This window comes from Streptomyces sp. NPDC020801, assembly GCF_044334385.1.
In the GTDB taxonomy this organism is placed as follows: Bacteria; Actinomycetota; Actinomycetes; order Streptomycetales; family Streptomycetaceae; genus Streptomyces.
This window is the reverse complement of the sequence record NZ_JBIRST010000005.1, coordinates 428,729-447,752: the sequence shown is the minus strand read 5'-3', so window position 1 is coordinate 447,752 and position 19,024 is coordinate 428,729. Positions and strand designations below refer to the sequence as shown.

The window sequence follows — 19,024 nt, the reverse complement described above, 5'->3', positions numbered from 1 at the left end:
CATGCCCGGCCTCGGGGCGTGGACGCAACGTGGACGTCCGGGCTCCGGGGCCCCCTCGGCCGGCCCCTCGGCCGGGCCCCCCGGCCCGGGCCCCCCCCCCCCCCCCCGCCCCCCCCCCCCCCCCCCCCGCCGCCCCCCCCCCCCCCCCCCCCCCCCCCCCCCCGGTGTTTGGGTTGTGGCCCCCCCCCCCCCCCCCGGCGCGGGGGGGGGGGGGCCCCCCCCCCCCCGCGGGGGGGGGGGGGGGGGGGGGGGGGGGCCCCCCCCCCCCCCACCCCGGTGAGCGAGGCCCGACAGCACCGGAACCGGACGCGCCGGGCCGGACGCGCCGGGCTCAGTGGCCGCTGACGGCGTGCGGGGCGTAGGGACGCTCCAGCTCCTCGATCTCCTTGTCGCTCAGCCGGAGTTCGACGGCGGCCACCGCGTCCTGAAGGTGCCGCGCCCTGGACGCGCCGACGATCGGAGCGGTCACCGTGTCCTGGTGGAGCAGCCAGGCCAGGGCGACCCGGGCGCGCGGGACGCCGCGGTCGCCGGCGATACGGGTGACCGCCTCGACGACGGTGCGATCGCCCTCCGGGTAGAGACCGCCGCCGAAGCCGTCGGCGGCGCTGCGCTCGGTGGCGGTGCCCCAGTCGCGGGTGAGGCGGCCACGGGCCAGCGGGCTCCAGGGCAGTACGCCGACGCCCTGGTCGGCGCAGAGCGGCAGCATCTCGCGCTCCTCCTCGCGGTAGAGGAGGTTGTAGTGGTTCTGCATGGAGACGAACCGGGTCCAGCCGTGCAGTCGCGCCGTGTACTGGGCCTTGGAGAACTGCCAGGCGTACATCGAACTCGCCCCGATGTAGCGCACCTTGCCCGCCCGCACCAGGTCGTGCAGGGCCTCCATGGTCTCCTCGACGGGCGTGTGCGGGTCCCAGCGGTGGATCTGGTAGAGGTCGACGTAGTCGGTGCCCAGGCGGCGCAGGCTGTGGTCGATCTCGGTCATGATCGCCTTGCGGGACAGCCCGCCGCCGTTCGGCCCCGGCCGCATCCGGCCGTGCACCTTGGTGGCGAGGACGACGTCGTCCCGGCGGGCGAAGTCGCGCAGCGCCCGGCCGACGATCTCCTCGCTGGTGCCGTCGGAGTAGACGTTGGCCGTGTCGAAGAAGGTGATCCCCGCCTCCAGGGCCTGCCGGATCAGCGGGCGCGACCCCTCCTCGTCGAGGGTCCACTCGTGCGTCCCGCGGTCTGGCGCGCCGTAGGTCATGCAGCCCAGACAGATCCGCGACACGTCCAGGCCCGTCGAACCGAGCTTCACGTACTGCATCGTTGCTGCTCCTGCCTTGGGGACGGGGGGTTGCCGGGCACGAGCGTATGCCGCCGGTCATCGGCCCGGACGGGGCACGGGGGCATCGGCGGTTGCTGCCCGCAGGTGATCACCCGGCGTGGGAGCGGCGGCGTACGCGCCCCGGTCCCGCATCCTCGGCGCAGACGGCCGGCGCCGGGCCGGTCGCGGCCGTACGGGAGGAACGCGGTGGCGAGACGTCTGACCACCCTCCGGAACCTGATGGGGGCGGCCGTACTGCCGCTCGCCCTGGTGACGCCCGCCTGGGGACGGCCCGGCCCGCCCAGGGCGGCGGTCGGTGACGCACCGGCGACGCTGTGCGCCCCGGCCGGCGTGCTGCGCGGCGCCGGTCACCAGTGGGCCTCGGTCAGCCTGTGCACGGGCGTCGGCGCACCGGTGATGGCGGTCTTCGCCGCGGCACTGTGCGGGTATCCCGCGACCAAGGTCCGCTACGCCTGCCGGACGTGGGGCAGTTGGAGCGCCGCCAGGGACGGCGCGACCGTGGCCGCCGGCACCCTGCCGGGCCCGGGCGGGTATCCCGGCCCCGGCACGTACGAGGTCACCGCTTCCCTGAACGTGCGCTCCGCGCCCCCGGGCGTGGACCTGAGCGGCACCGTCCATGCCACCCTCACCCTGACCGCGCCCACGGCCACGCCGGCGGGGCGGGCGGGATTCCGACGACAGACCTAGCGCGGGCCGAGCAGGTCCAGCGCCCGCTCCCAGCCGAACTCCGCCCGGCTGCCGCCCTGTTGCGGTTCCCCGGAGTACGGGTCGCCGAAGCGGACGCCCATGCCGCGCAGCCGTGCGAGGCTCTCCTGGTATGCGGGATGGGCGGCCAGGGGGCCGGACACGCACGGCAGGACGGCGACCGGGACGCCGAGGCCGCAGGTCTCGCACAGGGTGGCGAGGGCGAGGGTGTCGGCGATCCCGGCGGCCCACTTGTTGACGGTGTTGAAGGTGGCGGGGGCGACGACCACGGCGTCCGGCGGCGGGAAGGGGCGCGGGTCGCCGGGGGTACGCCAGGCGGACCGGATGGGGCGGCCGGTGTGCGCCTCGACGGCGGCCGCGTCGAAGAAGCCGCCCATGGCCACCGGCGTCGCGAAGACGCCGACCTCCCAGCCCCGCTCCTGGGCTGCGGTGATCAGCTTGCCGACGCCCGTGGCGATGCCGGCGGCGCACACGACGACGTAGAGGAAGGGCTTCCCGGCCTGTTCGGTCACCCGGGCACCCTACTGAACGGCCACACGCCATCACTGCAACGGGAAGGACCGGCCACGCTCGGCCTCCGGGCGAGGACCGTGGATACGGCGTTCGATCTGCGCGATCGGCACATCGTTGATGCTCGCCTCGCGCCGGGTCATCAGGCCGTGCTCGTCGAACTCCCACAGCTCGTTGCCGTACGAACGCCACCAGTGGCCCTCGGTGTCCTGCGACTCGTACTGGAACCGCACCGCGATGCGGTTGCCGTCGAAGGCCCACAGGTCCTTGCGCAGCGCGTAGTCCAGCTCGCGCTCCCACTTGGCGGTGAGGAACGCGACGATCTCGGCACGGCCGGTGACGAAGCTGTCCCGGTTGCGCCAGACGGAGTCCTCGGAGTAGGCGAGCGCGACCTTGTGCGGATCGCGGGTGTTCCAGGCGTCCTCGGCGGCCTGGACCTTCTGTGCGGCGGTCTCCCGGGTGAACGGCGGCAGGGGCGGGCGGTCGGCCATGGGGTCCTCCTCGTCGGGCCGGCAACGGCCGGCGGCCGGACCGGAGAACGGTCGTTCTCTGGTCCGCCTGCTAACCTAGAGAACGCTCGTTCTCAGGTCAAGGAAGGTCGGTGCCGGTCAGCCATGGACAGCACAGTCGCCCGGGAGCAGGCGCTCGACGCCGCGGAGAGGCTGTTCTACGGGCGGGGCATCCAGTCGGTCGGCATGGACGACATCCGCACCGCCTCCGGGGTCTCGCTCAAGCGCCTCTACCAGCTGTTCCCGGCCAAGGAACTGCTGGTGGAGGCCTATCTGGAGCGGCGCGACGTGCGCTGGCGGGAGCGGCTCGCGGCCTACGTGGGCCGGCGGCGGGACCCCGGGGAGCGGATCCTCGCCGTCTTCGACTGGCTTCGGCTCTGGTTCGGCGAGCCCGACTTCCGCGGCTGCGCCTGGATCAACTCCTACGGCGAACTCGGCGCGACCTCCGCGCGCGTGGCGGCCCAGGTACGGGCCCACAAGCAGGCGTTCCGGGACTATCTCGCCACTCTGGTCGCCGACGCCGCGCTGCCCGCCGCGCTGACCGGACAGCTGTATCTGCTGGCCGAGGGCGCCATGGTCACGGCGGGCATAACCGGCAGCACCGAGCCGGCCGGGGAGGCCCGCGAGGCCGTCCGGATCCTGCTCGGGGCCGGGTGAACTCAGACGGCGGCGAGGGACGCCGCCGCTCGCTCCTGAAGACCGGCGAGATGCGGCAGGACGTCGACGCGGGTCAGCTCGGCGGCGACGAGGTGCAGGCGGTCCGGCGCCACGCCCAGGCTGCCGAAGTAGGCCCTCAGATACGGCGTCTGGAAGTCGAAGGAGGCGCGCGGGGGGCCGCGCTGGCCCGGCATCGCGCGGTCGTGGAGGCGTTCCTGGCGGCCGCGCGGGGCGGCGACCTGGAGGCGCTGCTGGACGTGCTCGCGCCGGACGTCGTGCGCCGGGCCGACCCTGCGGTCCTGCCGGCCGGGATGCCGGCCCGGCTGCGGGGCGCCCGCGCGGTGGCGGAGGGCACGGTCGTGCTGCGGGACCGCGCCCGGTTCGCGGCGGTGGCGCTGGGGACGGCCGTGCCGGGGTCGTGGTCGCGCCGCACGGGCGGCTGCTGTGCGTCCTCCAGGCCGCCGTCGCGGACGACCGGATCGTCTCCTACGACGTGATCGCCGTGCCGGAACGGCTGCGCGCGCTGTCGCTGGCCGTCCTCGACATGCCGGCGACCGGATCGGAGCCCGGCCTCATCCCGCCGCCCGGGACACCGTGATGGCGCCGACCGGGCAGGCCCGCGCGGCCTCCCCCACCATCGGGTCGCCGCCGCCGTCCTCGCGGCCGGGCAGCACGGTGCTGTAGCCGTCGTCGTCCTGGGTGAACACGCCCGGGGCGGCCAGGGCGCACTGACCGGCGCCGATGCAGCGGTCCTTGTCGATGTCGATGTGCATGACGGCAGCCTCTTACCAGGTCACGGGGAGTTCCAGCATCCCCTGGATCGTGTCGCCCGGTTTGAACGGAATCTCCTGCGGCGGGGCGGCCAGCCGGAGCGTGGGCAACCGCCCGAAGAGGGTCCTCAGGGCGATCTCCAGTTCGGCGCGGGCGAGGTTCTGCCCGAGGCACTGGTGGATGCCGAAGCCGAAGGCGACGTGGTGGCGGGCCGGGCGGCCGAAGTCGAGGGTGTCCGGGGCCGGGTAGACGTCCTGGTCGCGGTTGATGACGGAGGTCGAGAAGACCACCCCGTCACCGGCCCGGATGGTCGTGCCGGCCACCTCGATGTCCTCGGTGGCCAGCCGCAGCAGCCCGTCGGCGATGGACAGCATCCGCATCAGTTCCTCGACCGCGGCCGGCAGCAGGGCGGGGTCGGCGCGCAGTTCGGCCAGCCGCTCGGGGTGCCGCAGGAGCGTGTAGGTGCCGAGCGAGATCATGTTGGCGGTGGTCTCGTGGCCGGCGACCAGCAGGATGACCGCGAGCGCGATCAGCTCGGCGCGGCCGGGCTCGCCCTCGCGCACCTGCCGGCGGACCAGCTCGTCCAGCACTCCGTCGCCGGGTTCCTTCCGCTTGCGGTCGATCAGGGCGCCCAGGTACTCCTCCAGGCGGTCCCGCGCGTCCTGGGTGTCGGCGGCGGTCGGGCCGCGCAGCAGGCGCCGCGACTGCCCCTCGAAGAACTCGTGGTCGTCGTAGGGCACGCCGAGCAGCTCGCAGATCACCATGGAGGGCACGGGCAGCGCGAAGGCGCCGACCAGCTCGGCGGGCGGCCCCTGGGCGGTCATCGCGTCCAGCAGGCCGTCGACGATGCGCTGGATCCGCGGCCGGAGCGCGGTGGCCCGCTTGAGGGTGAAGCTGGGGACCAGCATCCGCCGCTGGGTGCGGTGCACGGGGTCGTCGACGCCCAGGAGCGCGGTGGTCCGGTTGCGGACCGCCGCGAAGCGGGGCGTGGTCGCGGGGAAGCCGTCGCGGGTGCGGTCCGTGGACAGGCGCGGGTCGGCGAGCAGGTCGCGGGCCACGGCATGCCCGGTGACGAGCCAGGCGGGGCGGCCGTCGAAGAGGCTGATCCGGGCGAGCGGACGGGTGGCGCGCAGAGGGTCGTAGCCGGTGGGCGGGTGGTAGGGGCAGGTGCGGTCCTGCGGGAAGGCGACGGATTCCGAGGCGGACTCGGAGGCGGGTTCGGAGGCGGGTTCGGACAGTTGGTTCATGTCCGTCATGGAAGACCTCGCAGACGAGCAAGCAGGCGGAGGGTGCTTCGTGCCGATCTTCATTAGATGCCCGAGGCATCTATGGTGCGACACGAAGTTCGGCCAGATCGGTGACCCGCGGGATCTGGCCGGGAAGCACCTCTTCCACATCGTAATTCGGTTGCCGTCGAGGGGGCCGGCGCCACAGGATCCGGCCATGCCCACGATCGACGTGTTCCCGCCGCCGGTGTCCGCTGCCGTCCGTCCGGTGGCGCGGCGACAGCGGCCCCGCCGCCGCCCCCGAAGGCCCGGTCCGCCGCGGTCGTGACGGCCACGCTCGTCGCGGGCCTGCTCGCGGGCTACGGCATCGCCGTGCCCGTCGGCGCCGTCGCGACCTACCTCGTATCCCTCACCGCCCGTACGTCCCTGCGGACCGGCGTCTGCGCCGCGCTCGGCATCGCCACCGCCGACGGCCTCTACGCCCTGCTCGCCACCCTCGGGGGCTCCGCGCTGGCCGCCGCGCTGCGGCCGGTGCTGGTGCCGCTGCGCTGGGCGTCGGCCGGGGTGCTGGCCGCGCTCGCCGTGCGCTGCGCCGTCGGGGCCCTGCGGCAGTACCGCGCGCACCGGCTCGCCACTCGCCCCGGCCCGCCCCCGCCGAGCCCGGTCCGGGCGTACCTGGTGCTGCTCGGGATCACTCTGCTCAACCCCACCACGGTCATCTACTTCGCGGCGCTGGTCCTCGGCACCCGCACCGTGGACGCCGTGCCGCCCCTGGAACAGGGCGTGTTCGTACTGGCCGCCCTGGCGGCGTCGGCGAGCTGGCAGCTGCTGGTCGCCGGAAGCGGAGCGCTGCTGGGCCGGGCCCTGACGGGCCACCGGGGACGGCTGGCGACCGCGCTGTTGTCGAGCGGCGTGATGACGGCGTTGGCGGTACGGATGCTGGTCGCGCCGTCTTAGGCCGCGCATCCCCGGGGCGGCCGTCACCCGTCCCGGCCCGGGCCGTCGCCGGCCGCGGGCCCGGGCGCGACGGCGCGGGCGGCGGCGAGGGCGTCCTCGTACGCATGAGGCCGTACGGTCCCACCGGTGGGCGACCGTGGGGTGGGGGGCGGCCCTGGCGCGATACCGCCGTGCGGTGGCCGCCGCGACCTGCTGGATCCCGCCACGGACGACGGCGTCCGCTCCGGCCACGGGGATCCGTTCCAGGAAGGGGCGCGCCGCGGGCGTGGCCGAAGGGCACGCGGCAGGAGCACACGGTAGGGATGAATCGTGCGGGCGCCGATGTTGAACGGCAGCACGGACGGCAGCACGGACGGCAGCACATGATCAGTCACAGGACGCGACGAGAGGACCGACGCCATGCCTCTTGAGGGCGAGTACGAGCCCAGCCCGGCCCGGTGGGTGCGTGAGCAGGTGGAGCTGTACGAAAGCTCCGGTGGCACCAAGGGGACCACACTGATGGACACGGGGTTGCCCGTCATCCTGCTGACCACGCGGGGCGCGCAGAGCGGGAGGATCCGCAAGACCCCGCTGATGCGCGTGGAGCACGGCGGACGCTACGCCGTGGTGGCCTCGCAGGGCGGCGCGCCCGAGCACCCCTTCTGGTACTTCAACCTCAAGGCGGACCCCCGCGTCGAGCTGCAGGACGGGCCCGTCAAGCAGGACATGACGGCCCGTGAGGTCACCGGCGCGGAGAAGGCCCAGTGGTGGGAGCGGGCGGTGGCCGCCTACCCCCCTTACGCCGAGTACCAGGAGAAGACCTCGCGTGAGATCCCGGTCTTCGTGCTGGAGGCGGCCGACGGGCGCTGAGCCCCCGGAAGAAATCCGGGCCGGGAAGGCATGAACCCGTGAGGGCCCGGGCACGCGTGCCTCAGGCCCCGCCGCGCTCCCCCGTCGCGGCGGGGCTTTCCCGTGCCTCCTCGGCGGGGCGGTCGGTGACGTCGAGGAAGATCTGCTTCGCCTCGGGGACGGTGCGGGCGACCGAGCGCTTGATGCGCATGGCGACCTCCTCCACCCGCTCGCTGTCCAGGCCGGGCGCCAGGTCGATCCGGGCGGCCACCAGCACGGAGTCGAGGCCCATCTTCATGGTGAACAGCGCCTCCACGCTGTCGATCTCGGGCTGTGCCTGCAGCAGGCTGTGGATCCGGCCGCTCAGTTCGGGGTCGGCGGCCTCGCCGATCAGCTGGTCGCGGGCGTCTCGGCCCAGCCGGTAGGCGACGTAGACGAGCAGGGCGCCGATGGCGAGCGAGGCGGACGCCTCCCACACCACCTGGCCGGTGACCATGTGCAGCGCCATGCCGATGATGGCGAGGGTGACGCCGAGCACCGCGGTGCCGTCCTCGGCGACGACCGTGCGCAGCGCCGGGTCGCGCAGTCCGTCCTTGGCGCCGCCCTGCCGGTGCACCTGGTGCAGCGCCCGCAGCAGGGAGAGCCCTTCGGCGAGGAGAGCCACGCCGAGCACGACGAGGCCCGTCACATAGCCGCTGAACTTCTCCTGTTCGTTGCTGCGCAGGGCCTCGACGCCCTGGAAGAAGGAGAAGCAGCCGCCCATGACGAAGATTCCCACGGCGGCGAGCAGCGACCAGAAGAACCGCTCCTTGCCGTAGCCGAAGGGATGGCGCCGGTCGGCGGGGCGGCGGCTGCGGCGCAAAGCGGCCAGCAGGAAGATCTCGTTGAAGCTGTCGGCGACCGAGTGGGCGGCCTCCGACAGCAGTGCGGGCGAGTGCGCGATGAGGCCGCCGACGGCCTTGGCGGCCGCGATGACGAGGTTCGCCGCGAGCGCCACCAGCACGGTGACGCGGGTCTTGCGGTCCGACTTGTGCTGGGCCGTCCCTTCGGGGTGGGTGTCCGTGGTGCGCGTCCTCCCGGTGCTCGGGTTCGTGGTGCGCGTCCCGGTGGTGTGGTCGTTCGGATGCTGCTCGGATGTCCCGCTCACGTTCGCCGATTGCCCCGGTCGGCGTGGCTCATACCGTGCCGTCGGCGGATTTCGGGGAACGCGTTCATCAGGACACCCTGCAGCAGGAGGACCCATGAGCGACGGGCGCGAGGGCAACAGCGCCTACGGCCACACCACCTTCAAACGGTCGAAGAGCCACTTCGCGGACCGGATCACCGCCGACGGACGGGACGGCTGGCCGGTGGCGGCGGGGCGCTACCGGCTGGTCGTGAGCCGTGCCTGTCCGTGGGCGAGCCGTGCGCTCGTCTCGCGCCGGCTGCTCGGTCTGGAGGACGCGCTGTCGCTGGCCGTCGCCGATCCGATCCAGGACGACCGCAGCTGGCGCTTCACCCTCGACGCCGGCGACCGCGACCCGGTCCTGGGCATCCGCTTCCTGAGCGAGGCCTACGACGCGCGGGAGACCGGCTACCCGGGCGGGGTGAGCGTGCCGGCGGTCGTGGACGTGCCCAGCGGCAAGCTGGTCACCAACGACTACCGGCAGATCACCCTGGACCTCGCCACCGAATGGTCCGCCCTGCACCGGCCCGGCGCACCCGACCTGTACCCGCGGGCGCTGCGCGACGAGATCGGCACGGTGATGGCGGAGGTGTACGAGGACGTCAACAACGGGGTGTACCGGGCCGGCTTCGCCACGGGCCAGGAGGAGTACGAGGCCGCGTGCGCGGGCGTGTTCCGGCGGCTGGACCTGCTGACGGCCCGTCTGTCCCGGCAGCGCTACCTCGTCGGCGACACGATCACCGAGGCGGACATCCGGCTGTTCACCACTCTGGTCCGATTCGACGCCGTCTATCACGGACACTTCAAGTGCAACCGCTGGAAGCTGACGGAGAACCCCGTGCTGTGGGCGTACGTCCGCGATCTCTACCAGACTCCCGGCTTCGGTGACACGGTCGACTTCGACCACATCAAGCGGCACTACTACCAGGTGCACACGGGCATCAACCCGACCCGCATCGTGCCCCTGGGGCCGGAGACGTCCGGCTGGCTGACACCGCATCACCGCGAGGAACTGGGCGGCCGGCCTTTCGGCGACGGCACACCGCCGGGGCCCGTACGGGCCGGTGAGGAGGTCCCGCCCCAGGGCAGGCCCTGAGCAGCCCCTGCCCTCACTCCCGCACTCCCCACTCCCCCACTCCCCCACTCCCGAACCCCTGTCCCAGAAGGAGACCCAGGTGGCCAAGAAGAAGCACAAGCTCCCGCTCGTCTACCAGCCCATCGGCTTCGTGCTGGGCTGGGCCGGCGGCGCGGTGGCCGGGATGGCGTTCCGCGCCACGTGGAAGGCCATCCGCCACGAGGACGACGCCCCCGACGCACTCGACGAGGACCGCCGCTGGGGCGAGATCCTGTTGGCCGCGGCGGTCCAGGGCGCCATCTTCGCCGTGGTGCGCAGCGCCGTGGACCGCGCGGGCGCCAAGGCCATCGAACGCTCGACCGGGGTGTGGCCGACGAAGGACAAGGGCGGCCGCGACTGAGCAGCCCGGCCCCCGCCCGGAGGGCCCGGCCTCCTGTGTGCCCGCAACGGGACGGGTTCACGGCGAGGCGCTCCGGCGCGGTTCGGGCCGGACCGGACCGGGTCGGGTCGGGTCGGACCGGCTCGGGTCGGACCGGCTCGGGTCGGACCGGCTCGGGTCGGACCGGCTCGGGTCGGACCGGCTCGGGTCGGACCGGCTCGGGCCAGGCCGGACCGGGTCGGACCGGATCGTCGCGGGGCGGTCCCCTGCGCTCCGGGGCCGTCGCGGGCCGGCACGGTGCGTGCCATGGCACGGACGCGGACGGGCTCCGGGGACCGGGTGGGCCCCGGCCACGGTGCCCGGTCACTCCTGCCGGGACCCCGCCCGGACACCGCAGCCGAGACCCCGGCTCGCCTTGTTGAGACGCCGTCAGGGCATGCGTGCCGTCGACCGCCGCCCGTCAGCCCTGCCCGTCAGCCCTGCTTCGGTCCCGCCTGGTGGGTGCGGCGCAGGGTGAAGGTGTGGCCGGACGGGTCGGAGCAGTTGCGCTCCTCGTACGGGCCGGGGGCGTCCTTGGCCTCCAGGGGGCGGCCGCCGAGGTCCACCACCCGGCGCTCGGCCGCGTCCAGGTCCTCGACCAGGAAGTCCAGGTGCACCTGGAAGGAGTTCTCGGGGCGGGGCCAGCTCGGCGGGGTCGCGTTCGTGTCACGGCGGAAGGCCAGCCGGAGTCCGCCGGCGGCCGTGACCTCCACCAGGTTGGCGGTCGAGGCCGTCTCCTCGGCCTGGAGCAACTCCTTGTAGAACACGGCGAGTTTCTCGGGCTCCGCGCAGTCGAGCACGACAACGCCCGCGGTCACCAGTGGCATGTCTCCTCCGAAGTGTCCGGCGGCCGGACGAGGTTGTCCCCGCCGCCCTCCTTCTTCCTGGTACCCCGCCGCGCGGATTCAGTCGGCCACCGGTCGCAGCCGCGCGGGTGGCCGCGGCTACCCGCAGGGCCGTACCGGCTTCCTGGACAGGTGTCCATCTGTAGCGGACACCTCTCCAGAGCGAGGACAGTACCGAGTACTGGTGAAGGAGTCCGGGAGCATGGAGACGGTCGCGATGGCCCTGGTCGTCCTGGTGGAGGCCCTGCCGCGCAGCATCCGGTGCGCCCCGCAGTATTTCGTGGCCCGCTGACCCGCTGGTGCTGTGGCCGTAAAGGTTTGCCGGAGAGCTCGCGGCGTCCGGTGCGGTGCATCGCACGGCGGAGCATCGCCCGCGTACTGGACGTACCCGGGTGCTGCGACAACGCGGCGAGGTGCCGTGCCGTGCCGGGCGTCGCGAGCCGGTGAACCTTTCCGGTCGCAGCACTACTAGCGCGCCGCCTGGAACGTGCGCCGGTAGGCCTGCGGCGAGACGCCGATCGCCGCGTGCAGATGCTGGCGCAGGGAGGCACCCGTGGCGAAGCCGACCTCGCCGGCGATCTGGTCGACCGTCAGATCGCTGGACTCCAGCAGATGACGGGCCCGGACGACGCGCTGCTGGATGAGCCAGCGGCCCGGACTGAGGCCCACCTCGTCGTTGAAGCGGCGGGCGAAGGTGCGCAGGCTCATCCGGGCGTGGGCGGCCAGTTCGGTCAGGGTCAGCGGCTCGCCCAGGCGTTCCAGGGCCCAGGCGCGGGTGGGGGCGGTGCTCGCGGCGGCGTGCTCGGGCACCGGCTGCACGATGTACTGGGCCTGTCCGCCGTCCCTGAAGGGTGGGACCACGCAGCAGCGGGCCACGAAGTTCGCCAGCGCGCTGCCGTGGTCCTGGCGCACCAGGTGCAGGCAGATGTCGACGCCGGAGGCGGCGCCCGCCGAGGTGAGGAACCGTCCGTCCTCCACGAACAGCACGTCCGGGTCCAGGGTCACCCGCGGGAACGTGCGCCGGAAGCGTTCGGCGACGTGCCAGTGCGTGGTGGCCCTGCGTCCGTCGAGCAGTCCGGCCGCGGCGAGCACGAAGGCACCGGTGCAGATGGACACCACCCGTGCGTGCCCGGGTATCCGCGCGAGCGCCGCGGCGACCGCGTCGGGGAGCCCGCCGGGGATGCGGTCCGGTGGCATCGACGTGATGATCACCGTGTCCGCGCTCTCCAGTACCTCTGGGCCGTGCTCGACGGTGATCGAGAAGTCCGCGTTGGTACGCACCGGTTCGCCGTCGACGGTGCAGGTCAGCACCTCGTAGCGGCCGTCGGCGGCACCGAGGATCCGGCTCGGGATGCCGAGTTCGAAGGGATAGACGCCGTCGAGGGCCAGGACCACGACCCGTTCCACACGCTGCATGGCACGATCCTATCGAAGGTTGGCAATCTTGCCATTTCCCCGGCGGGCCGGGCCCGGCAGGCTGGTCCACCATGAGCGATGTGAAAACGATGCGCGCGATCGGTCAGGACGTACTCGGCGGTCCCGAGGTCCTGAAGGAAATCGAGCTGGAGCGGCCCTCGCCGCGCCCCAACGAGGTGCTGGTCCGGGTGCGGGCCGCCGGAGTGAACCCCACCGACTGGAAGCACCGGGCCACCGGCGGCTTCCTGGGCGAACCGCCCTTCGTCCTGGGCTGGGACGTCTCCGGCGTCGTCGAGGCCGTGGGCATCGGGGTCGCCCTCTTCAAGCCCGGGGACGAGGTCTTCGGCATGCTGTCCTACCCGTTCGGCCACGGCTCGCACGCCGAGTACGTCACCGCCCCGGCCCGCACCTTCGCCCTCAAGCCGGCCGGGATCGACCACACCCAGGCGGGCGCGCTGCCGCTGGTCTCCCTCACGGCGTGGCAGGCGCTGGTGGAGCGGGCGGAACTCCGGCCCGGTCAGCGGGTACTGATCCACGCGGCGGCCGGCGGCGTCGGTCACGTGGCCGTGCAGATCGCAAAGGCGCGGGGCGCTCACGTCATCGGCACGGCGAGCGCGGGCAAGCACGACTTCCTGCGCGAGATCGGCGTGGACGAGCCGATCGACTACCGTGCGACCGACTTCGCCGAGGCGGTGCGGGACGTCGACGTGGTGCTGGACACCATCGGCGGCGACACCTCCGTGCGTTCGCTGCGGGTGCTGCGCCCGGGCGGGCTCCTGGTGTCGATCCTGCCGGTCGGCTCCGGGGAACTGTACGAGGAGGCCGGCCGGCTCGGCGTCCGGGCGATCCGGATGCTCGTCGACGCCGACCACTACGGCATGAAGGCGATCGCGGAGCTCGTCGAGGCGGGGAAGCTGAGGGCCACGATCGCCGGGACGTTCCCGCTGGCCGATGCCGCCAAGGCACACGAGCTCGGCGACACCGGCCGCACCACGGGCAAGATGGTGCTGCTGGTCGACTGACCGCAGCCCGGCGAAAAGGCCGGAACGGTCGCCCGGCGTGAGGCCGGTGACGATCCGGCCCCCGCAGGGCAACCGCCGGGCAACCCCTTGACGTCCCAAGCGACTTCGGGGCCGAAGAACGGTGGAGTACGGACGACGACCGGGGCGCCGCGGGCGGTGAGCGCGTGGGCGCCCCGGCCTCCCGTGCCTCCCATGCCTCCCATGCCTCCCATGCCTCCCGTGCCTCCCGTGCCTCCCGTGATCGTCACGGGCCTGCCCCCCCACTTCGCCCCACTTCACAGGAAGACTCGGCGGCAATTCAGAGACATATGTCAATCGAACATGCTGGAATCCACTCCAACGAGGGTAACTTGCAGGGCGGGGACGGGTGTTGCACCCGGAGCCCCGGGACCCGCCGCAGGAGCAGCCGGTTGGAGGCGATGTCGTCGTGCCGCAGGAACCTGCGCCGCTCACCCGGCATCTGCGCATCCACCGGGACCGCGGGCACACCGTGCTGGAGTTCCGCGGGGACATCGACATCGCGGCGGCGGTGCAGATCCTGCCGTATCTGGACCGGGTGACGGCCCGGGCCGGCGCCCGGATCGTGATCGACCTCAGCCGGATCGACTTCTTCGACTGCTCCGGGCTGCGCCTGCTGTACCGGGCCCGTGGCCGGGTCCTCGACCAGGGCGGCGAGCTGCACCTGGTGTGCACCCACCCGCTGACCCTGCGCATCCTGAAGGTCACCGGCCTGGCCCGGCTGCTGCCCCCGCAGCCCACACTGGACGCGGCCCTGGAGCAGCCGGAGGCCACGTCCGGCTCGCTGTGAACGCCCGGGGCCTATTCACCGCGCGCCGCGTCGAACAGCGCGCTGACGGACTCGCCGTTGTGAATGCGGCGCACGGCCTCGGCCAGTGCGGGGGCGATGGACAGGATCCGGAGCTTGTCCCGGTGCGCCCGGTACTCCTCGTGCTCCTCCACCGGCAGCGGCACGGTGTTGGTGCACACGATCTCCAGCACGTCGGGCTGCTCGGTCAGCCGCTTGAGGGCGCCCGCCGCGAACAGGCCGTGGGTGCAGGCGATGCGGATCGAGCGCGGCTCCGACTCGCGCAGCCGGTCCAGGAGTTCGACGACCGTGCTGCCCTTGGCGATCTCGTCGTCCAGCACGATCACGTCCCGTCCGGTCACGTCCCCGATCACGGAGCTGATGGTCACCCGGTCGTCGGGGTGGCGCTGCTTGGCCCCGGCGGCCACCTGGGCCCCGATCATCCGGGCGAACGCGGCCGCCTCCTTGGCGTTGCCCAGGTCCGGGGAGACCACGGTGGTACGGGACAGGTCGTACTGTCTGAAGTGCCCGGCCAGCTCGCGCAGGGCGTGCAGGTGGTCGACGGGCACCGAGAAGAAGCCGTGCACCTGCGGCGCGTGCAGGGTCATCGCGAGGACCCGGCTCGTGCCCGCCGCGACCAGCAGATCGGCCACCAGCCGGCCGCCCAGCGAGATGCGCGGGGCGTCCTTCTTGTCGGAGCGGGCGTAGGAGTAGTGCGGCATCACGACGGTGATGCGCCCGGCCGAGGCGCCGCGCGCCGCGTCGCACATCAGCAGCAGTTCCACGAGATGCTCCTGCACCGGCCTGACCAGCGGCTGGATCAGGAACACGTCCCGCTCCCGGCAGTTGGCCTGCAGCTGCACCTCCAGGCAGTCATTGGCGAACCGGCTCACCCGGGTCGGGCTGAGCGGCACCCCGAGGTGCGCGCAGACCTCCGCCGCCAGCTCGGGATGGGCGCTGCCGCTGAACACCGCGATGTCTCGCACGATCCGCTCCTCGCCTGATCATTACCGGCTGCCGCGCTCATGCTACTGACCGTGCCGGAGCCCGCCCCGGCACGCCGCCGGCCACGCGCCACGAGGCCCCGGCCGCGCCCGTGCGCCCCGAACGCCCCCGTCCGCCGGACCGGGCGGCCAACCCGTCCGTCTGGCAAGGGATCTGGCGGGCATCCGCAGAGGGAGGAAGGAGGAACCGCCGCATGACGACTTCCATCGGGCGACTGCCCCGGCGCATGCCCGGCTGGGCGAAGGCGGTGACCGCCCTCGTGGTGGTCCTCGCGGTGCTGTTCGCCGGGATCCGGCTGGCCGTCCTGCCGGGCATCAAGGACCTGCTCGGCACCGAGACGCACGACCGCTCGGGCCCCGCGCTGCTGAAGTCCGTCCAGGACCTCAGCCGCTACGACGCCGCCTCCGGCAACTTCCAGGTCGTCGTGGACCTGGAGAAGGACTCCAAGTACCTGCCGGACGCCATCCACGGCACCCGCACCCTCTACGTCGGCGCCGGCACCGTGGATGCCTACGTCGACCTCGGCAAGGTCGGCGACGGGGACGTGACCGTCAACGGCGACCGCAGCTCGGCCACGCTCCGGCTGCCGCACGCCCGGCTCGGCAGTGCCGCCCTGGACGCGGACCACTCGTACGCCGTCTCCAAGCAGCGCGGGTTGCTCGACCGGCTCGGCGACCTGTTCTCGGACAACCCGGGCAGTGAGCACGCCGTGCAGCAGCTCGCGGTCAGGCACATCGCGGACGCCGCCAAGGACAGCGGGCTGACCGCACGGGCCGAGACCAACACCACCGGCATGCTCCAGGGGTTCCTCAGGTCCCTCGGCTTCAAGGAGGTGCACGTCTCGTACGGAGGCTGATCAGTCCCCGCACAGCCCGGTGGCGGCCCGCCGGTCAGCCCAGGACGCCCGGCAGGGCCAGGGCGCCGAGCAGCGTCATGCCCACCAGGGCCCAGGCCACGTAGTCGCCCACGTGCCCCGACTGCAGGCGCCTGAGCGGCAGGGCCCAGTCGGGTGCGGCGAGCAGCTGCGGGCGGGTGACGGCCACGGCCGCGATCCCCACCGCCAGCGCGGTCGAGAGCAGGTCCAGCAGGATCCCGGTGGCCGTCCAGTGCACGGAGGAGAACACTCCCCAGGACCCGGCCTCTTCGACGGCGTGCCCCACCGGGCCGGCGAAGCCGGGTGCCACGCCGACGGCGAGTGCCGCTGCGAGCAGCACCGCGGGGACCGTCCGCATGGTGCCGGGAACCCTGTCCAGCCGCTGCCGGGTCTCCGGTTCCTCGTCCGAGCCGGAGGTCTTGTTCTCGTCGCGCTGCTGGTGGTCCTTCTCCTCGGGCCGGGGGCCGAGCCCCAGGAAGACCCGGGCGGCGACCCGCAGCGCCGCTGCCCCGGTGAGGGCCGAGACGACCACGTACAGCACGGTGAGCGGGCCGCCCACGGCCTCCTCGCTGACGGCCTTGCCCAGTCCGGTGCCGAACGGCGGCAGTCCGGCCAGGGCCAGGGCACCGATGGCGAACATGACTCCGACGGAGCGCAACTGCCGGGCCCTGCCGTGCAGATAGAACTCGTCGACGCTGCCGTAGCGGTTGAGCAGGATGCCGGCGCAGGCGAACAGGGCCGCCTTCACACCCGCGTGCCCGAGCACGTACAGCGCGGTCCCTTCGTCTGCCTCGGCCTTCAGCACACCGACACCGACCAGGAACAGACCCGTGTGGGCGATGGTGGAGAAGGCCAGCAGACGCTTGATGTGCCGCTGGTACCAGCACATCACCGAGCCGACGGCGCCCGTCAGCACACCGAGGAACACCAGGGCCCGGGTGAAGTCGGCCGCGGGGATACCGCCCGGCCCGGAGAAGACCGTCCCGTACACGCGCCACACGCCGTACACGCCGAGTTCCACCATGACGCCGGACAGCAGCATGCACACGGGGGTGGGCGCGACGGCGTGCGCGTCCGGCAGCCAGAACTGGAACGGAGCGGCAGCGGCCTTCACCAGCAGGCCGGTCAGGACCAGGACGAAGCCGGCCAGGGTCAGCGCGTCGGGGCCGCCGTGCCCGGCCGTGGCGTCCAGCCCGTGCCCGATCCTCGTCATCGCCAGTTCGCCGGTGCGGGCGTAGAGCAGGGCGATGCCCATGAGCATGGCGTACGCGCCGAGCGAGTTGACGATGCCGAAGGCCAGGGCGCCCTGGACGGCCCTGGCCTCGTCGATGCGGTACCCGGTCAGCGCGTAGGCGACGACGCTCATCAGCTCGAAGAACACGAAGGCGTTGAACAGGTCGCCCGCGACCGCGAAGCCGCACATGCCGCCCTGGAAGAGCAGCATCAGCGCGGGGAAGGTGCCGGCGTGGCCGCGGGGCGGCTCGTCGAAGTAGTACCAGGAGTACGCCAGTGCCGCGAGCGTCAGCAGCGAGGCGAGTGAGGCCATCCCGAGCCCCGCCCCGTCCCCGACCAGCACGATGCCGACGCTCTCGCCGTTCTTGGGGAACCAGTCGCCGACCCACTCCACCAGCGGCGGCGAGGAGTTCCGGAGCAGGACGATTGCGAGGGCGGCCGTCGCGGCGGAGGCCAGGCAGCCGAACGCCTCGGCGACGAGCCGGGGCACATGGCGGCCGCCGGCAACCAGCAGGGCGGCGCCCAGCAGGGGGACGGCGGCGAGGAGCGGCAGCAGGTGGTGCATCAGCCGCGCAGTTCCCTGAGCTCGTCCGGGTCGATCGTGCCGTGCAGTTTGGAGACCTGCATGACCAGCGCGAGCAGCAGCGCGGTCACCGTGGCGCCGACGACGATGTCGGTGAGGGTCAGGGCCTGCACCACCGGGTCGACCACGGGCCGGGAGCCGGGCTCGTTGTCGGAGAACACGGGCGCGGTGCCGCCGTCCCGGTAGCCGACGGCCAGCAGCAGGACGTACGTGGCGGACTGGCACACCGCCAGGCAGCCCACGGCGTGGATGAGGTTCCGGCTGGTGGCGAGTCCGTAGCAGCCGATGAGGAACACCCACGCGGCGACCAGGTACGGAAGGACGTGCATGACGGCGGTCACGGCGCTCTCACTCCCCGCTCCCCTTCTCGATCTCGACGGCCTGGTCCAGGAAGCGGGCGAGCAGCAGCACGACCGCGCAGGCGACCTCCATGCCGATCGCCGCGTTCAGCAGCGGGACGGTACCGCCGGAGGACAGCGTGTTGAACGTCCCGTACGGCAGCAGCGTGTTGGCGAGGAAGGCGGCGGCCGCCAGGATCCCGGCGAAGCCCAGGACGAGGTAGGCGGAGGCGGACAGCGCGTCGCCGGCCTCGTACAGGCCGAGCGGGCGGACGCGTTCCAGGGCGGCGTAGTCGGCGCCCAGATACATCAGGTGCAGGGCGGTCGCGGCGACCACGCCGCCCTGGAAGCCGCCGCCGGGGCTGAGCTGCCCGTGCGCGATCACATACAGGCCGGTGACGAGGGCGACCGGCAGCACGATCAGCGCATAGCGGCGCACGGGCCGGGCGGCCTCGGCGGGCCGGGGGGCGTCGCGGTGCTCGTCCCGGCCCTGCCGCAGCAGGACGACGCAGCCGAGGACGGCCGCGAAGAGGATCGCCATCTCGCCCATCGTGTCGAAGGCGCGCTGGTCGAAGTTGACGGAGGCGACGGTGTTGGCGGTCTGCCGGGTGAGCGCCGCGTGCACGGCGCGGTCGCCGTAGGGGTGCCGATCGCCGCCGAAGCCGGGAAGTCGCAGGCAGGCGGCGGCGAACAGCGCGGCGAGCCCCGCACCACCGAGGGCCACCAGCCACAGCCTCGCGCGCGGGCTCACTTCTTCCCGT

Annotated in this window: 23 protein-coding genes; 10 read left to right on the top strand and 13 right to left on the bottom strand. The window is 73.2% G+C overall.

Annotated elements, in window-relative coordinates; translation table 11 throughout:
* Positions 1–331: 331 nt before the first annotated feature.
* The gene (locus ACH4UM_RS14095; RefSeq protein ID WP_398177659.1) at positions 332–1,300 is read right to left on the bottom strand and encodes an aldo/keto reductase; all 969 of its coding nucleotides are present in this window, start codon (positions 1,298–1,300) and stop codon (positions 332–334) included.
* 207 nt (positions 1,301–1,507) lie between these two features.
* On the opposite strand from ACH4UM_RS14095, the gene ACH4UM_RS14090 reads away from it, so the two are divergent.
* Complete coding sequence (locus tag ACH4UM_RS14090) at positions 1,508–2,008, top strand: hypothetical protein (RefSeq protein WP_398177657.1); 501 nt, start codon at positions 1,508–1,510, stop codon at positions 2,006–2,008.
* Here ACH4UM_RS14090 and ACH4UM_RS14085 read toward each other — a convergent pair.
* A complete protein-coding gene (locus tag ACH4UM_RS14085; RefSeq protein WP_398177655.1) occupies positions 2,005–2,538 on the bottom strand; it encodes a flavoprotein in 534 nt (177 codons plus the stop codon). The genes ACH4UM_RS14090 and ACH4UM_RS14085 overlap by 4 nt on opposite strands.
* 30 nt (positions 2,539–2,568) lie before the next feature.
* The gene (locus ACH4UM_RS14080) at positions 2,569–3,027 is read right to left on the bottom strand and encodes a nuclear transport factor 2 family protein (RefSeq protein ID WP_398177653.1); all 459 of its coding nucleotides are present in this window, start codon (positions 3,025–3,027) and stop codon (positions 2,569–2,571) included.
* Between the two features lie 123 nt (positions 3,028–3,150).
* Between ACH4UM_RS14080 and ACH4UM_RS14075 the strand changes: the two genes are divergently transcribed.
* Complete coding sequence (locus ACH4UM_RS14075; RefSeq protein ID WP_398177651.1) at positions 3,151–3,702, top strand: TetR/AcrR family transcriptional regulator; 552 nt, start codon at positions 3,151–3,153, stop codon at positions 3,700–3,702.
* A 2-nt stretch (positions 3,703–3,704) separates the two neighbouring features.
* Here the strand turns inward: ACH4UM_RS14075 and ACH4UM_RS14070 are convergent, their stop codons facing one another.
* Entirely contained in the window at positions 3,705–3,896 is a 192-nt protein-coding gene (locus ACH4UM_RS14070; protein ID WP_398177650.1) for a hypothetical protein, read from the bottom strand.
* 9 nt (positions 3,897–3,905) lie between these two features.
* Here ACH4UM_RS14070 and ACH4UM_RS14065 point away from each other — a divergent pair, with 9 nt between their 5' ends.
* Positions 3,906–4,199: a hypothetical protein gene (locus tag ACH4UM_RS14065; protein ID WP_398177647.1), complete on the top strand. Its 294-nt coding sequence runs from the start codon at positions 3,906–3,908 to the stop codon at positions 4,197–4,199.
* Between the two features lie 75 nt (positions 4,200–4,274).
* Here ACH4UM_RS14065 and ACH4UM_RS14060 read toward each other — a convergent pair whose 3' ends face one another.
* Both ACH4UM_RS14060 and ACH4UM_RS14055 read right to left on the bottom strand, forming a co-directional pair.
* The gene (locus ACH4UM_RS14060; protein WP_398177644.1) at positions 4,275–4,475 is read right to left on the bottom strand and encodes a ferredoxin; all 201 of its coding nucleotides are present in this window, start codon (positions 4,473–4,475) and stop codon (positions 4,275–4,277) included.
* Between the two features lie 12 nt (positions 4,476–4,487).
* Positions 4,488–5,729 carry a cytochrome P450 gene (locus ACH4UM_RS14055; RefSeq protein WP_398177641.1) on the bottom strand — a complete coding sequence of 414 codons (1,242 nt, stop codon included), beginning with the start codon at positions 5,727–5,729 and terminating at the stop codon, positions 4,488–4,490.
* 294 nt (positions 5,730–6,023) lie between these two features.
* On the opposite strand from ACH4UM_RS14055, the gene ACH4UM_RS14050 reads away from it, so the two are divergent.
* The gene (locus tag ACH4UM_RS14050) at positions 6,024–6,656 is read left to right on the top strand and encodes a LysE family transporter (RefSeq protein ID WP_398177639.1); all 633 of its coding nucleotides are present in this window, start codon (positions 6,024–6,026) and stop codon (positions 6,654–6,656) included.
* Between the two features lie 399 nt (positions 6,657–7,055).
* Positions 7,056–7,505: a nitroreductase family deazaflavin-dependent oxidoreductase gene (locus ACH4UM_RS14045; protein ID WP_398177636.1), complete on the top strand. Its 450-nt coding sequence runs from the start codon at positions 7,056–7,058 to the stop codon at positions 7,503–7,505.
* Between the two features lie 61 nt (positions 7,506–7,566).
* On the opposite strand, the gene ACH4UM_RS14040 is transcribed toward ACH4UM_RS14045, so the two are convergent.
* Entirely contained in the window at positions 7,567–8,487 is a 921-nt protein-coding gene (locus tag ACH4UM_RS14040; RefSeq protein ID WP_398177712.1) for a cation diffusion facilitator family transporter, read from the bottom strand.
* 238 nt (positions 8,488–8,725) lie between these two features.
* Here ACH4UM_RS14040 and ACH4UM_RS14035 point away from each other — a divergent pair, with 238 nt between their 5' ends.
* Both ACH4UM_RS14035 and ACH4UM_RS14030 read left to right on the top strand, forming a co-directional pair.
* Positions 8,726–9,745 carry a glutathione S-transferase family protein gene (locus tag ACH4UM_RS14035; RefSeq protein WP_398177634.1) on the top strand — a complete coding sequence of 340 codons (1,020 nt, stop codon included), beginning with the start codon at positions 8,726–8,728 and terminating at the stop codon, positions 9,743–9,745.
* A gap of 79 nt (positions 9,746–9,824) precedes the next feature.
* Positions 9,825–10,124 (top strand): DUF4235 domain-containing protein, encoded by a 300-nt coding sequence (locus tag ACH4UM_RS14030; RefSeq protein ID WP_398177632.1) that lies wholly within the window; start codon positions 9,825–9,827, stop codon positions 10,122–10,124.
* Positions 10,125–10,576: 452 nt separating this feature from the next.
* Here the strand turns inward: ACH4UM_RS14030 and ACH4UM_RS14025 are convergent, their stop codons facing one another.
* A complete protein-coding gene (locus ACH4UM_RS14025; protein ID WP_398177629.1) occupies positions 10,577–10,969 on the bottom strand; it encodes a VOC family protein in 393 nt (130 codons plus the stop codon).
* Positions 10,970–11,455: 486 nt separating this feature from the next.
* Entirely contained in the window at positions 11,456–12,403 is a 948-nt protein-coding gene (locus ACH4UM_RS14020) for a GlxA family transcriptional regulator (protein ID WP_398177626.1), read from the bottom strand.
* 71 nt (positions 12,404–12,474) lie between these two features.
* On the opposite strand from ACH4UM_RS14020, the gene ACH4UM_RS14015 reads away from it, so the two are divergent.
* Entirely contained in the window at positions 12,475–13,425 is a 951-nt protein-coding gene (locus ACH4UM_RS14015; RefSeq protein ID WP_398177624.1) for an NADP-dependent oxidoreductase, read from the top strand.
* A gap of 427 nt (positions 13,426–13,852) precedes the next feature.
* Positions 13,853–14,233, top strand: coding sequence for an anti-sigma factor antagonist (locus tag ACH4UM_RS14010; protein WP_398177621.1), 381 nt, complete (start codon positions 13,853–13,855; stop codon positions 14,231–14,233).
* 11 nt (positions 14,234–14,244) lie between these two features.
* On the opposite strand, the gene ACH4UM_RS14005 is transcribed toward ACH4UM_RS14010, so the two are convergent.
* Positions 14,245–15,216 carry a ribose-phosphate diphosphokinase gene (locus ACH4UM_RS14005; RefSeq protein WP_398177619.1) on the bottom strand — a complete coding sequence of 324 codons (972 nt, stop codon included), beginning with the start codon at positions 15,214–15,216 and terminating at the stop codon, positions 14,245–14,247.
* Between the two features lie 212 nt (positions 15,217–15,428).
* Between ACH4UM_RS14005 and ACH4UM_RS14000 the strand changes: the two genes are divergently transcribed.
* Positions 15,429–16,091 (top strand): DUF4230 domain-containing protein, encoded by a 663-nt coding sequence (locus tag ACH4UM_RS14000; RefSeq protein WP_398177616.1) that lies wholly within the window; start codon positions 15,429–15,431, stop codon positions 16,089–16,091.
* 34 nt (positions 16,092–16,125) lie between these two features.
* Here the strand turns inward: ACH4UM_RS14000 and ACH4UM_RS13995 are convergent, their stop codons facing one another.
* From ACH4UM_RS13995 to ACH4UM_RS13985, 3 genes are read right to left on the bottom strand one after another with little or no spacing between them, the layout of a single operon-like run.
* A complete protein-coding gene (locus ACH4UM_RS13995; RefSeq protein WP_398177613.1) occupies positions 16,126–17,907 on the bottom strand; it encodes a complex I subunit 5 family protein in 1,782 nt (593 codons plus the stop codon).
* Positions 17,907–18,254: a sodium:proton antiporter gene (locus tag ACH4UM_RS13990; protein ID WP_398177709.1), complete on the bottom strand. Its 348-nt coding sequence runs from the start codon at positions 18,252–18,254 to the stop codon at positions 17,907–17,909. The genes ACH4UM_RS13995 and ACH4UM_RS13990 overlap by 1 nt, the downstream gene beginning before the upstream one ends.
* Before the next feature lie 19 nt (positions 18,255–18,273).
* Positions 18,274–19,014, bottom strand: a complete 741-nt coding sequence (locus ACH4UM_RS13985) for an MnhB domain-containing protein (RefSeq protein ID WP_398177610.1) — start codon at positions 19,012–19,014, stop codon at positions 18,274–18,276.
* Positions 19,015–19,024: the final 10 nt, after the last annotated feature.